11 protein-coding genes and 1 tRNA gene are annotated in these 13,031 nt (G+C 45.7%); 5 read left to right on the forward strand and 7 right to left on the reverse strand.

Annotated elements, in window-relative coordinates; genetic code table 11:
• Positions 1-28: 28 nt before the first annotated feature.
• Positions 29-1,261: a phosphoserine phosphatase SerB gene (gene serB, locus BQ5591_RS12255; protein ID WP_022162473.1), complete on the reverse strand. Its 1,233-nt coding sequence runs from the start codon at positions 1,259-1,261 to the stop codon at positions 29-31.
• Positions 1,262-1,538: 277 nt separating this feature from the next.
• Here serB and BQ5591_RS12260 point away from each other — a divergent pair, with 277 nt between their 5' ends.
• The gene (locus BQ5591_RS12260; protein WP_071149592.1) at positions 1,539-2,039 is read left to right on the forward strand and encodes a thioredoxin family protein; all 501 of its coding nucleotides are present in this window, start codon (positions 1,539-1,541) and stop codon (positions 2,037-2,039) included.
• Between the two features lie 235 nt (positions 2,040-2,274).
• On the opposite strand, the gene BQ5591_RS12265 is transcribed toward BQ5591_RS12260, so the two are convergent.
• From BQ5591_RS12265 to lon, 3 genes are read right to left on the reverse strand one after another with little or no spacing between them, the layout of a single operon-like run.
• Positions 2,275-3,411 (reverse strand): LptF/LptG family permease, encoded by a 1,137-nt coding sequence (locus tag BQ5591_RS12265; protein ID WP_071150699.1) that lies wholly within the window; start codon positions 3,409-3,411, stop codon positions 2,275-2,277.
• Positions 3,408-4,538, reverse strand: coding sequence for a tRNA guanosine(34) transglycosylase Tgt (gene tgt, locus BQ5591_RS12270; RefSeq protein WP_071149593.1), 1,131 nt, complete (start codon positions 4,536-4,538; stop codon positions 3,408-3,410). Before tgt ends, BQ5591_RS12265 begins: the two co-directional genes overlap by 4 nt.
• Positions 4,535-7,015, reverse strand: a complete 2,481-nt coding sequence (lon, locus tag BQ5591_RS12275; protein ID WP_071149594.1) for an endopeptidase La — start codon at positions 7,013-7,015, stop codon at positions 4,535-4,537. Before lon ends, tgt begins: the two co-directional genes overlap by 4 nt.
• Positions 7,016-7,186: 171 nt before the next feature.
• Between lon and BQ5591_RS12280 the strand changes: the two genes are divergently transcribed.
• The 4 genes from BQ5591_RS12280 to BQ5591_RS12295 all read left to right on the forward strand — a co-directional run bounded on the left by BQ5591_RS12280 (position 7,187) and on the right by BQ5591_RS12295 (position 10,189).
• Positions 7,187-7,894, forward strand: a complete 708-nt coding sequence (locus tag BQ5591_RS12280) for a tRNA1(Val) (adenine(37)-N6)-methyltransferase (RefSeq protein ID WP_071149595.1) — start codon at positions 7,187-7,189, stop codon at positions 7,892-7,894.
• Positions 7,895-8,411: 517 nt separating this feature from the next.
• Positions 8,412-8,669, forward strand: coding sequence for a type II toxin-antitoxin system HicA family toxin (locus BQ5591_RS12285; RefSeq protein ID WP_071149596.1), 258 nt, complete (start codon positions 8,412-8,414; stop codon positions 8,667-8,669).
• A 6-nt stretch (positions 8,670-8,675) separates the two neighbouring features.
• Positions 8,676-9,026 carry a type II toxin-antitoxin system HicB family antitoxin gene (locus tag BQ5591_RS12290; RefSeq protein WP_071149597.1) on the forward strand — a complete coding sequence of 117 codons (351 nt, stop codon included), beginning with the start codon at positions 8,676-8,678 and terminating at the stop codon, positions 9,024-9,026.
• A 257-nt stretch (positions 9,027-9,283) separates the two neighbouring features.
• The gene (locus BQ5591_RS12295; RefSeq protein ID WP_071149598.1) at positions 9,284-10,189 is read left to right on the forward strand and encodes an IS982 family transposase; all 906 of its coding nucleotides are present in this window, start codon (positions 9,284-9,286) and stop codon (positions 10,187-10,189) included.
• Positions 10,190-10,488: 299 nt separating this feature from the next.
• Here the strand turns inward: BQ5591_RS12295 and BQ5591_RS12300 are convergent.
• The 3 genes from BQ5591_RS12300 to BQ5591_RS12310 form a co-directional block, all read right to left on the reverse strand.
• A tRNA-Pro gene (locus BQ5591_RS12300) sits at positions 10,489-10,563 on the reverse strand.
• A gap of 123 nt (positions 10,564-10,686) precedes the next feature.
• Positions 10,687-11,649: a sensor histidine kinase gene (locus tag BQ5591_RS12305; protein ID WP_071149599.1), complete on the reverse strand. Its 963-nt coding sequence runs from the start codon at positions 11,647-11,649 to the stop codon at positions 10,687-10,689.
• Entirely contained in the window at positions 11,646-13,013 is a 1,368-nt protein-coding gene (locus BQ5591_RS12310; RefSeq protein ID WP_071150700.1) for a sigma-54-dependent transcriptional regulator, read from the reverse strand. The genes BQ5591_RS12305 and BQ5591_RS12310 overlap by 4 nt, the downstream gene beginning before the upstream one ends.
• Positions 13,014-13,031: the final 18 nt, after the last annotated feature.

A 13,031-nucleotide genomic window follows, 5' to 3' on the forward strand; every position in this document is an offset into this window, starting at 1 on the left:
AAATAAACGGTTCGCTAATTGGGGTGTGTTATTTGGGCAGATCGATATAAGAATCTTTAAAACCGAGAAAATAGAGTACGCCATCCAGGCCAATCGTGTTGATGGACTGCTTGGCGTTGGCCACTACTTTGGGTTTGGCATGAAAGGCAATACCAAGACCGGCAATGCCCAGCATGGGAAGGTCGTTGGCTCCGTCGCCCACGGCAATTGTCTGTGCGATGTCTACTTTTTCCACCTGTGCGATGAGGCGTAAAAGCTCGGCTTTACGTTTGCCGTCTACTACATCGCCCAGATACCGTCCGGTCAGCTTTCCGTCTACGATTTCCAACTCGTTGGCATATACGTAATCTATTCCATATTTCTTTTGCAGATACTGGCCGAAATAAGTAAAACCTCCCGAGAGGATGGCTATCTTGTATCCGTATTTCTTCAGCACAAACATCAGGCGGTCTACCCCCTCTGTGATAGGCAGGTTTTCTGCTATTTCTTGCATAACAGATTCGTCAAGTCCTTTTAGCAGAGCTACCCGTTCACGGAAACTCTCGATGAAGTCTATTTCTCCGCGCATGGCCCGTTCGGTGATGGCTTTCACTTTGTCGCCGACACCGGCGCGTATGGCCAGTTCGTCTATAACTTCTGTTTCTATCAGTGTGGAGTCCATATCAAAACAAATAAGTCGGCGCATGCGGCGGTACATGTTGTCCAGCTGGAATGAAAAATCCATTTCCAATTCACTGGCCAGTCGCATCAGCTGTTCTTGCATGATGGTTCTGTCTTTAGGGGTACCTCGTACAGAAAACTCTATGCAGGCCCTTGTACGTGCTTCGCATTCGTTCAGGGGGATTCGTCCTGTCAGACGCTTGATGGCATCAATGTTCATTCCCTGTTCTGCCAGAATGCGGGTGACGGCTGAAATCTGTCGGGCTGATAATTTACGGCCCAGCAAAGTCAGAATATATCTGTTTTTGCCTTGCATGCTTACCCAGTCTTCATATTCCTTTGTGGTGATGGGGTAGAACCGGATGGTGACGCCTAATGAAGATGCTTTGAACAGCAGTTCTTTCATAATAAAGCCGGAATGTTGCTCTTCGGTCATGCACAAGATGCCCAGTGATAGTGTATTGTGTATGTCGGCCTGGCCGATATCCAGAATGGTTGCATCGTATTTGGCAAGAACTTCAGTGACAGAAGCCGTCAATCCGGGGCGGTCTTCACCGGTAATCCGTATCAGAATAAGTTCGGTATTCGAGGACTGTTGCATAAGATATCTCTGTTTTTCGGTTATTATTCGGCAAAAGTAAAGAAAAAACTTCCTATTTATGCTAAATAACATAAAAATATGACGTTAAAAAGTGAGTTTTTTTCTTGTTTATTTGGATTTTATTTCAATAAATACCTACCTTTGCCGCCGATTTCATAATAAAAGGTTTTGAGTATCAACTGTTTTTAGTGTTTTCAGGGCCTTATAAGACAATGTTCCGAGAAGAAATCACTGCCTCAGGTGCAGGCTCGGATAGTATTAACTAAAATCATATTACATGAAGTATGTAAAATGGGTTTTTGTTGTATTACTAATAAGTTCCTTGACTTCTTTTGTAGAAAAAGACAAACCTACGGGAGGTTTGAACGTGGGTGACATAGCCCCGGATTTTGAAATCCAAACTATGTCGGCTAATCAATCCGTACATGAGCTTTCTGACTTGAAAGGCCGTTATGTGTTGCTTAGCTTCTGGGCCAGTTATGATGCGCAGTCCCGTATGCAGAACGCAAGTTTGAATAATGCGCTTCGTGCTTCGGCCAACAACAATGTAGAATTGGTTTCTGTTTCGTTTGACGAGTATAAGTCAGTTTTCGAGGAAACCGTTCGTAAGGATCAAATGGTTACGCCGACCTGTTTCGTGGAAACTGAGGGCGAGTCTTCCGGCTTGTTTAAAAAATATCGTTTGAGCCGTGGATTTTCTAACTATTTACTGGATGATAATGGTGTAATAATTGCCAAAAACATCTCTGCTGCTGAGCTTTCGTCTTACTTGAATTAAACCTCATCCCATCGGGATGGAGAGCGTTTAAAGAACCTGTATGAAGAAAGTAGGGGAGTCCTCATTCTGACACGGCTTTGGTGATTGGAAATAAGGACTGGACAAAAGAGGAAATGTATACAACAAAAAAGCCCCTCTTGCTACTGTGCAATGCAGAAGCAAGAGGGGCTTATTTTTTTCCCAGTTAGGAAAAAAGATTTTCCTAACTGGGAAAAAATTTTTCTCTAACTGTCTTTTATTTGGGCGCTTTTGTATACAGGTAGAAGGCTATGAAGGTATACAGCACGTTCGGAATCCATACGGCAATCATTGGCGGAACATTGCCGTTGACTGCAAATGTTGAAGCGATGGTCTGGAACAGGATGTATGAGAAACTGAGAGCCAGTCCGATACCCAGGTGCAATCCCATTCCGCCTTTGGTCTTTTTAGACGATAGTGATACGCCGATCAAGGTTAGAATGAACGAAGCAAACGACATGGCGATTCGTTTATGGTATTCTATCTCGAATTCCTTGATATTGGCAAATCCCCGTTGTTTCTGGCGGTCAATGTATTCACTTAACTGAGGGCTTGTCAGCATTTCCTGCTGGTTCTTCATGATAAGAAAGTCGGCAGGTTCCATAAACAGGGTAGTGTCTATGCGACTTCCTTTGGTGATGCTTTCTTTCATTCCGTCCATTTCGCGGATCATATAGTCTTTGATGGTCCACTTATGCAGGGCTGTAGTGTCGTAGGTAATGGCTCTGGCGGTAAGGTGCGATACCAATTGCTTTCCTTTGAACTTGTCCAAAGAGAAGCGGTAGCCAGTTTTGCTATAGTCTTCGTAGCGGTCGATGTAGGCAATGACACCGGTATCTACTTCCAATTGGATGTTACGTGCCGTATTGCTTTTACGCGGCTTGTAGTATTTGTCCTCGAAGTTGATACGGGTAACGCTTCCTTTGGGAATGACGTATGACCCAAGGTAAAAAGTGACTACTGCAATGATGGCTGCTGAAACCATGTAAGGCCGGAGCATTCGCTTGAAACTCATGCCGGTAGAGAACATGGCTATGATTTCAGAATTCTCGGCCAGCTTCGACGTGAAGAAAATAACGGCGATGAAGACAAACAACGGACTGAACAGATTCGCAAAGTACGGAATAAAGTTCATGTAGTAATCGAAAATAATAGCTCGCCACGGAGCTTCGTGCGACATGAACCGGTCCATCTTCTCGTTAAAGTCGAATACCACCGCGATGGAGATGATCAGTGCTATGGCAAACACATACGTCCCCAGGAACTTTTTGATGATATAATAATCCAACCGCTTCAGGTATTTTCCTTTAGGCAGCTCGATGTTTTTTAAAATCTTCCAGTCTATTTTTCTCATAATCTCGTCGATAAGCGTTTTACCATCATCGGCTTCCATGTAGAAAAGTCTCCGGCAATGATATGTTTACGGGCTTCGCCTGCCAACCATAAGTAGAAAGCCAGATTATGTACGGATGCTATTTGCATGGCCAATAGTTCCTGTGCGTGGAATAAGTGGCGCAGGTAGGCCTTTGTATATAATGTATCTACGTAGGATGCTCCGTTGGCTTCGATAGGCGAGAAGTCTGTTTCCCACTTTTTGTTGCGCATATTTATGATGCCGTCTTTGGTGAAGAGCATACCGTTGCGTCCGTTACGGGTAGGCATTACGCAGTCGAACATGTCTACACCACGTTCGATGCCTTCCAGTATATTTATCGGCGTGCCTACTCCCATCAGGTATCTGGGCTTGTCCTTGGGCAGAATTTCGTTGACCAGCTCTATCATTTCGTACATTTTCTCCGTGGGCTCGCCTACAGCCAGTCCGCCGATGGCATTGCCTTCAGCCTCTTTTGAGGCGATGAATTCGGCCGATTGCTTCCGCAGGTCGGGATAGACACAGCCTTGCACGATGGGGAAAAGCGCCTGATGATAACCATACTTCGGCTCGGTCTCGTTGAAACGCTTGATACAACGGTCCAGCCAGCGATGAGTCAGCTCCATCGATTTTTTTGCATAAGCGTATTCGGCATCTCCCGGAGTACATTCGTCGAAGGCCATCATGATGTCGGCACCTATGGTACGCTCAATGTCCATCACCTTTTCGGGGGTGAATATGTGCTTACTTCCGTCGATGTGCGAGCGGAATTCAGCTCCCTCCTCGCGCAACTTGCGGATACTCGAGAGAGAAAATACCTGGAAACCGCCGCTGTCTGTCAGCATCGGGCGGTCGAACCCGTTGAACTTATGCAGTCCGCCGGCTTTTTCGATGACATCCAGTCCCGGACGCAGATACAGGTGATAGGTGTTACCTAAGATGATCTGCGCCTTGATGTCTTCTTTCAGTTCGGTCAGGTGTACTCCTTTTACGGTTCCCAATGTGCCTACCGGCATGAAAATGGGAGTCTCTATCTGGCCGTGGTCGGTCGTTATCAGACCGGCACGTGCATTGCTTTTACTGTCTGTATATTGTAACTCGAATGTCATTCCTTCTCTTTTTCTGTTTTATCATTTTTTACGGAAAGGTCGATGGCATCGGCTACCTTTTCATTGGTCAGCGCAATGGCAAATACCTCTTTAATATCTTTTACATAGTGGAAAGTGAGTCCCTTCAGGTATATTTCCTGTATCTCCTCTATATTCTTCCGGTTTTCTTCGCTTAAAATGATTTCTTTGATTCCGGCACGTTTGGCAGCCAGAATCTTTTCCTTGATTCCGCCTACAGGTAATACTTTCCCGCGCAGGGTGATTTCGCCCGTCATGGCCAGATTGGCTTTGACTTTTCGTTGTGTCAAGGCCGACGCCAGCGAGGTGGCCATCGTAATGCCAGCCGAAGGTCCGTCTTTGGGGATGGCGCCTTCGGGAACATGGATGTGTATGTTCCAGTTATCGAAAATGGCATCATCTATATTCAATAGCGAATTGTGGGCTTTGATGTATTCCAGTGCCAGCATGGCCGACTCTTTCATTACATCTCCCAGGTTGCCGGTCAGGGTCAGTCTGCCGCCTTTGCCTCGGCTCAAACTTGTTTCAACAAAAAGAATTTCTCCTCCGACGGCTGTCCAGGCCAATCCTGTTACTACACCGGCATATTCGTTGCCCTGATATTTGTCGCGCGTATACTCCGGTGCGCCCAGAAAGTCGTGCAGGTCGCCCGGCTTGATTTCTGTCTTGGCAAAGTAGCCGTCTGTAGCATATTGGCGTGCCGATTTACGGAGTATTTTGCTGATTTTCTTTTCCAGTTCGCGTACGCCACTTTCTCTTGTATACGACTCAATGATAATCTCCAGTGTACTCTTGGGGATTTTGATATCGTTTTTCTTCATACCGTTGGCTTCCAGCTCCTTGGGTACCAGATGCCGGCGGGCAATTTCTATTTTTTCTTCAGTGATGTATCCGCTGACCTCGATCAGTTCCATACGGTCGAGCAGAGGCCCCGGAATTGTATTGAGGTTATTAGCCGTAGCTATGAACATGACTTTCGACAAGTCGTAATCTACATCCAGATAGTTGTCATGGAAAGCCATATTCTGTTCCGGGTCAAGAACTTCGAGCAAGGCTGACGAAGGGTCGCCCTGACGGTCTGAATTTATTTTATCAATTTCATCGAGGATGAAGACGGGGTTTGACGAGCCTGCTTTTATCAGGTTCTTGATGATACGTCCCGGCATAGCACCGATATAAGTCTTCCGGTGTCCGCGTATTTCTGCCTCATCGTGTACTCCTCCCAACGACATACGTACATATTTTCGTTTCAGGGCAGCTGCGATGGAACGTCCTAACGACGTTTTACCTACACCCGGAGGACCATAGAGGCAGATGATAGGTGACTTCATGTCACCTTTCAACTTCAGTACGGCCAGATGCTCCAGAATACGCTCTTTGACTTTCTCCAGTCCGTAGTGGTCCTTGTTCAGGGTCTTCTCTGCGTTGGTCAGACTGAGATTATCGGTCGTATAAATGCCCCATGGCAGGCTGAGCATGGTCTGCAAGTAGTTCAGCTGAACGCTGTAGTCGGGCGATTGCGCATGCATCCGCTCCAGCTTGTCGACTTCTTTCAGGAAGGTGGCTTTTACTTCGGCACTCCATTTCATGGTTCCGGCCTTTTTGCGCATTTCCTCTATTTCCTGCTCTTGTCCGTTTCCTCCCAGTTCGTCCTGAATGGTTTTGATCTGTTGCTGCAGGAAGTACTCGCGTTGTTGCTGATCAATGTCTTCGCGTGCACGCATCTGGATGGATTCCTTGATTTCAGCCAGTTGCACTTCACGGTTCAGGATGGCCAGTAACCGGTAGGTACGGGTGCGCAATTCGTTGATTTGCAATAACTCGATTTTCTCATCTTTCTTCAGAGGCAGATTGGTGCAGATGAAGTCGATGAGAAACATGTGGTTACTGATATTCTTGATGGCAAAAGCAGAGTCTTGCGGGAACATATCAAGCGTACGGATGTAGCGGATAGTCAAATCTTTGACAGCCTCTACCAATGCCTGAAATTCCTTGTCGCCTTTTTCGGGCAGTTCTTCGTTCATGGGGACAATGCGTCCTTTCAGATACGGAGTTGTCTCGACAATTTCTTTTAGCTCCATGCGTTTCGAGCCCTGCAGGATAACCGTTGTTGTCTGGTCGGGCATTTCGAGCACACGGATTATCTTGGCAATAGTGCCTATGTTATGCAAGTCTTCAAACAGGGGAGACTCCGTTTCTGCAATTTTCTGGCATACTACTCCTATATAGCTTCCTTTCTTTTCGGCTTCACGTATCAGTCTCAGGGAAGTGCTTCTTCCTACGGATACAGGCATGAATACGCCGGGAAATAAAACCATGTTCCGAAGTGGCAATATCGGCAGGGTATCATCTACTTCAATATTCATCAGTTGTTCTTCATTTCCTTCAAAATCAGCAATTACGGAGAAACCGTTTCCGTGCCTGTCTTCGATATCGCTTAGGTAATGTCTTTTCTTCATTTTTTTGCTTTTTAATTTAAGTCATATTGGCTGGCCAATAAAGCGCCGCAAATTTAGCTATTTCTTCAATTATAACAGCTTACTTTCTCTTTAAAAACACAAAAACGATGCCAAAATGCATCAATCTTTTTATTCTTTGCTTATTTTTGGGCGTCAATAACAAAGATTTCTATGTCGAACAACTTTTTTCAGTTTAAACATTTTACCGTATGGCATGACAAATGTGCCATGAAGGTTGGTACGGATGGCGTATTGTTGGGAGCGTGGGCGCCGGTTGAGGGATGCACGAATGTGTTGGATGTCGGAACCGGTACAGGTTTGATAGCCTTGCAGTTGGCTCAGCGTGCGCCTCAGGCAAGGATTGTTGGAGTTGAGATAGACAAAGCTGCAGCAGAACAGGCAGAAGAAAATATAGGGCGTTCGGCGTGGAAGGACAGGATGACGGTTTTGTGTTGTGATTTCCGGAATTACAGTTCCGAGGTAGGTTTCGATCTTATCGTATCCAATCCTCCGTATTTTCTTGATGCATTGAAGTCGCCTGACAAGCAACGTTCTGTAGCGCGCCATACTGACAGTCTGAACTATGATTTGTTGTTCCGTCATTCGTCTCATTTGCTGCAACCTCATGGAGTGATAGCCATTATAATACCTTCCGAAGTGGAAAAGACCGTTGAGGATGTAGCTTGGATGCATCGGTTGTATCCGGTACGTCGTATGCGTGTTTTTACCAAACCCGGAAAACCATGTCGTCGGGTAATGTTAGCTTTCTCTTTCGAGAAAAGAGAGTGTATCAATGAAGAATTGTGCATTGAGCAAGCTGCAGGAGGGTATAGCAAAGAGTATGTAGATTTAACTCGTGAATTTTATCTGAAGATGTAGTCTGAGTATGAGGCAGTGTATTGTATGAACAGAATACTTATTTTATCTTGAATATTTAGTTATTTTCTTTGTGTTTAGAAAAGTGGGAATACGCTTCCTTTTATAACACAGGGTATGGGATATGATTTTATTTTGCCTGTATATAGTGTGATGATGCGCTTGTGGCTTTTTATGTTGTGAGATAACATGATTATATATGTGATTTTTGATTTGGTATGTAGTGAGGAAAGTGGGACATCGCCTTTGTTGGGAATGTAAATTTTGTTTTGAATGAGATTGAAGTTGTCAAGAGGATAGGCAGAGAAGCTGAGAATGATATTGAGATGTAAAAAAGCTTTCAACCTTAAAAGGGGTAGGTGTTGGCAGAAACATTACGGAATTTATATTAAATCGAACGATTTAAAATCTTAGATATGGAATATCTGAATAGCGGTATCTTTATGGTATTGCTATTTTTTGTATAAAAGACTTTGTCTTTAGTACCATATTTAGTACTTTTGCGTAAAACGAAAATGCAATGGGGGCAAAGGAAAAATTGATAGAACGATTTAAGAAACTGCCAAAGGACTTTACCTTTGAAGAAAGCCTGTCTTTACTTGGTTACTTCGGTTACATCAGGCACAACAAAGGGGCTACTTCCGGTTCTCGTATTCGTTTCAAGAACGAAGAAACGGGGCAGTACATAGATATACATCGTCCACACCCAGGAAGCATAATGAAAGCGTGGATGATGAAAGCAATTTATCAACATTTGAAGAATAACGGTTTAATATAAAGAGTTATGGATTATTTGGAATATAAAGGTTATGAGGGTTCTGTAGAATACAGCAAAGAAGATAATTGCCTTTGTGGTAAAGTGCAAGGAATGGGCAATAAAATTTTGATTCTTTATGAAGGGACTACCATCGACGAACTCCAAAAGGATTTTGAAGAAGGAATCGATAGTTATCTCGAAGGGTGCAAAGCGGATGGAGTTGAGCCGCTAAAACCGTTCAGCGGGAAACTTAATCTGCGTATGACTTCTGAACTTCATGCTCGTGTGGCTGCATTTGCTGCAAGTACAGGTATGACTATCAATGATTTTATCAATAAGGCCATAACCAACGAGCTGGAGCATGAGTGTGCGATGTAAAACGATTCAAGATTAATATTCTTTCAGCGTGATTATCTCAGTAGTCACGCTTTCTTTTTGCCTAAAAACGAACTTTTTTTAATTGTTTTGTCCGACTAGCCTTGTAATTTTCTCTATAAGTAAATTTTTTCATATGAAATTATTAATCAAACGTGAGTTCGATATAAGCAAATAAATATTTCACTGAAAATTAGGAACATAGCGATAAAAGTATTAAATTTATAGTGAACAATTATAACATTTAAACGATTATCACTATGTTTCCAGAGTCTAAAGTTACAGAGATTTATTGTATGGCCGATGATTTTTGCAAGGAATTTACATTTCAACAGGAAAAATATATGATTGATGATAAGAAGACCAAGCATCGCAATAAACCCAACCGTATGAGTGATGCTGAGATTATGGTTATTCTTATCCTGTTTCACTCCGGTGGTTTTCGCTGTTTCAAGCATTACTACAAGGAGTATGTCTGTAAACATCTGAAACACCTTTTTCCGCGCCAAGTTTCCTATAACCGTTTTGTAGAATTGGAAAAGGAAGTACTACTTCCCCTGACCATCTTTATCAAAAAAGTACTGCTGGGAACCTGTACCGGCATCAGTTTTGTGGACTCCACTCCCTTACGTGTATGCCGTAACCAAAGAATCCTTATTCATAAGACATTTGAAGGACTTGCCGAGCGTGGAAAATGTTCAATGGGATGGTTCTTCGGATTCAAGTTGCATCTGATAATCAATGACAAAGGGGAAATTCTCAATTTCATGTTTACTCCCGGAAACGTGGATGACCGGGAGCCTTTGAAGCAGGGCAAGTTCCTGAAGAACATAAAAGGAAAACTATGTGCAGACAAAGGATATATTGGTCAGGCCCTGTTCGAGAATCTTTTTCTTAATGGCATACAACTTGTCACCAAGGTCAAGAACAATATGAAGAACTCACTGATGAGTATTGCCGACAAGATCTTGCTCAGAAAAAGAGCCCTGATCGAAACGGTCAATGACGAATTGAAGAACATTGCACAGATAGAGCACTCCAGACATCGTTCATTCAATAACTTTATAGCTAACTCTTTGTCGGCTATCGCAGCATACTGCTTTTTTGAAAAGAAGCCAGCTATTGATATAAATTTTGTCAATGACAGACAACTTTCTTTTTTTTGATTTTATATCGAACTCACGTTAATCAAAGTTATACGATATGACAATATTTGAATTAATTTTGGCAGGATTGTAACAGAAGTTTCTTAGAGTGGGACACTGCTACATACGCTTACCCGTACTGTCATTAAGAAGGCTGAGGGTGTGACGGACGAAACGAAGTCGGAAAATTTAAGGATACGCAAAAGGATACGCATATAATCTCAAAAGTGAGATGTTTTTCCTTTTTTTTAATCTACAAGATGAAAATAGCCTACCATCTTAATTGCTAATTATCAAGATGATAGGCTTTTATTTCTTTGTCGGGGTAGCGGGATTCGAACCCACGACCCCCTGCTCCCAAAGCAGGTGCGCTAACCGGACTGCGCTACACCCCGAATGCTTTATTTCTTAAAAGCGAGTGCAAAGGTAGTATTTTTAGTGATATGTGCCAAATGTTTTGGTAACTTTCTGATTGTTTTTTTGTAATCCTTTGATTTTCTGTAGATAAAAAATGCGGGTTAGAACTCCAGAGTGAAGCTGCAGCCTTGTCCGGTGACGGACTGTACGGTGATGTTGCCTCCGTGGCGGTTCATAATCTGTTTGCACAGGCTAAGTCCGATGCCGGAGCCGTTGGGTTTGGTGCTGAAGAAGGGAACGAATATCTTGTCCTGTACGTCGGGTAGGATGCCGTCGCCGTTGTCGCTGACTGTTATCAGGCATTGCCAGGCAAAGCCGGGGACGACTTTGATATCTATCCGCGGATTCTGCTTTTTGCCACATGCTTCCATCGCGTTCTTTATCAGATTGATTAATACCTGCTCGATCTGTGCGCGGTCTATCTGGATGATGCGGTCCTGTTGGGGAAGTTCGATGTGGATGTATTCCTCGGGATAGAGCTTGTGTAGGTCAAGCAGCAGTTCGCGTACGGAGACGGGGCGGCGGACAGGCGAGGGGAGGCGTGTCAGTTTACGGTAGTTCTCGACAAATTCGAGCAAGCCTTTGCTTCGGCGATGAATGGTCTGCATACCCTGTTTCATGATGGGATAGTTCTTTTCATTCATCTCGCGTTCGCTTAGGGTTTCCGACAGGGATATGATGGGGGTGATGGAGTTCATGATCTCGTGGGTCAGTACCCGGATCAGTTTCTGCCAGGCATCCATCTCGTTGCGTTCCAGAATGCGGGTACGGAAGTTCTTCATGGCTTCCGACAGCTCCAGGGTCATGGTCTCCATGGAGCGGTTGCGGTAGGGAGACCGGAACGACAGCATCATGTCGTCGAACCGCAGGCTTTCGGCCAAGTGGCGCATCATGCGTATCTGTATCAGCTGCATCCGGTAGAGGTGGATGGCAAGCGCCAACAGGAAGAGGAAAGCCATCAGTGCGCTAAACCACAATTGTTCCTGTATCAGCAGATAGATGACGACGGACAGCAGGCAGATGCCGATAATGTGCAGAATGACGACAAAGGAATAACGTTTCATAATCCTAATTTTTCCAGTTTACGATACAGGGCAAAGCGGGTAATACCCAGGTATTCGGCAGCCCGGCTGACGTTGCCTTCGCTCAGACGCATGGCACGTTCGATGGCTTGCCGTTCCAGCTGTTCCAGGTTGAGGACTTCCTGTTCTTCCTTGCGGGGGCGGGGAGTGGTGGCCTGGAAGACGAAGTTCTCGGGGCGCAGCAGCGAGCCGTCGCCCAAGATGACGGCACGTTCCATGGTGTGTTGCAGTTCGCGTACGTTGCCCGGCCAGGCGTACTTCAGCAGTTTGTTCTTGGCTTCGCGCGTCAGGCCACGCATCTCCTTTTGGTATTTGCGGGCGTAGCGTTGCAGAAAGTAGTCGGCCAGCAACAGGATGTCTTCTCCACGTTCACGCAGGGGAGGGATGTGCAGCTCGATGGTGTTGATGCGGTAGAGCAGGTCCTGGCGGAAGCGTTCTTCTTCTATCATGCGGCGGATGTCGGCATTGGTGGCACAGATCAGGCGTACGTCGATCGGTATGGCTTGCGTGCTGCCCAAGCGGCTGATCTGCCGTTTCTCGATGGCGGTGAGCAGCTTGGCCTGCATGGGCAGGGACAGGTTGCCTATTTCGTCCAGAAAGAGCGTACCGCCCGTGGCTACTTCCATGCGGCCTGCCTTGGCCTTGCGCGCGTCGGTGAAGGCTCCTTTTTCGTAGCCGAACAGTTCGCTTTCGAACAGCTGTTCGGGGATGCTTCCCAGGTCGATGGTGACGAACGGACGTCCGCAGCGGGGCGAGTTGCGGTAGAGCAGGCGTGCAATGACGTCCTTCCCCGTTCCGTTCTCGCCCAGGATGAGGATGTTGGCGTCCGTGTCGCGAAGCTTGTCCACCGTGTCGAAGACCGCGTGCATGGCCGGCGACTCGCCGATGATGCGCTCGTCGGTATTCCCGTCGCTCAGTGCTTCGACCTGTTCCTTCAGCAGGCTGACTTCGCGTCGGGAGCGGCGTAGCTTGATGCCCGACGAGAGGGTGGCCAGCAGCTTTTCCTTCTCCCAGGGTTTGGGGATGAAGTCGGTGGCTCCTGCCTTGATGGCACGTACTGCCTTGTCGGTGTCCGAGTAGGCGGTCATGAAGATGACAACTGCCTGGGGGTCGATTTGCAGAATCTGTTTCAGACAGTCGAACCCTTCCTGCCCGCTCACCACATCGCGGCTGAAGTTCATGTCGAGCAGGATGATGTCGGGGTGGAAGGTGGTGATGAAATATTCCAGCCGGTCGGGGCCGGTGATGACCTTTATCTTCTCAGCATAGGGCTCCAGCAGCAGGTTCAGGGCAAAGAGCACGTCTTCGTTGTCGTCCACAATCAGTATTTTACCTAAGTTTTCCATAATCATGTTCTTTCGTAA

The sequence above is a fragment of the Bacteroides ndongoniae genome (genome assembly GCF_900108345.1).
GTDB classification, from domain to species: domain Bacteria; phylum Bacteroidota; class Bacteroidia; order Bacteroidales; family Bacteroidaceae; genus Bacteroides; species Bacteroides ndongoniae.

Excerpts from the sequence above, each read along its gene's own strand:
- serB (WP_022162473.1), bottom strand. The coding sequence starts at position 1,261 with ATGCAACAGTCCTCGAATACCGAACTTATTCTGATACGGATTACCGGT.
- BQ5591_RS12260 (WP_071149592.1), top strand. The coding sequence starts at position 1,539 with ATGAAGTATGTAAAATGGGTTTTTGTTGTATTACTAATAAGTTCCTTG.
- BQ5591_RS12265 (WP_071150699.1), bottom strand. The coding sequence starts at position 3,411 with ATGAGAAAAATAGACTGGAAGATTTTAAAAAACATCGAGCTGCCTAAA.
- tgt (WP_071149593.1), bottom strand. The coding sequence starts at position 4,538 with ATGACATTCGAGTTACAATATACAGACAGTAAAAGCAATGCACGTGCC.
- lon (WP_071149594.1), bottom strand. The coding sequence starts at position 7,015 with ATGAAGAAAAGACATTACCTAAGCGATATCGAAGACAGGCACGGAAAC.
- BQ5591_RS12280 (WP_071149595.1), top strand. The coding sequence starts at position 7,187 with ATGTCGAACAACTTTTTTCAGTTTAAACATTTTACCGTATGGCATGAC.
- BQ5591_RS12285 (WP_071149596.1), top strand. The coding sequence starts at position 8,412 with ATGGGGGCAAAGGAAAAATTGATAGAACGATTTAAGAAACTGCCAAAG.
- BQ5591_RS12290 (WP_071149597.1), top strand. The coding sequence starts at position 8,676 with ATGGATTATTTGGAATATAAAGGTTATGAGGGTTCTGTAGAATACAGC.
- BQ5591_RS12295 (WP_071149598.1), top strand. The coding sequence starts at position 9,284 with ATGTTTCCAGAGTCTAAAGTTACAGAGATTTATTGTATGGCCGATGAT.
- BQ5591_RS12305 (WP_071149599.1), bottom strand. The coding sequence starts at position 11,649 with ATGAAACGTTATTCCTTTGTCGTCATTCTGCACATTATCGGCATCTGC.
- BQ5591_RS12310 (WP_071150700.1), bottom strand. The coding sequence starts at position 13,013 with ATGGAAAACTTAGGTAAAATACTGATTGTGGACGACAACGAAGACGTG.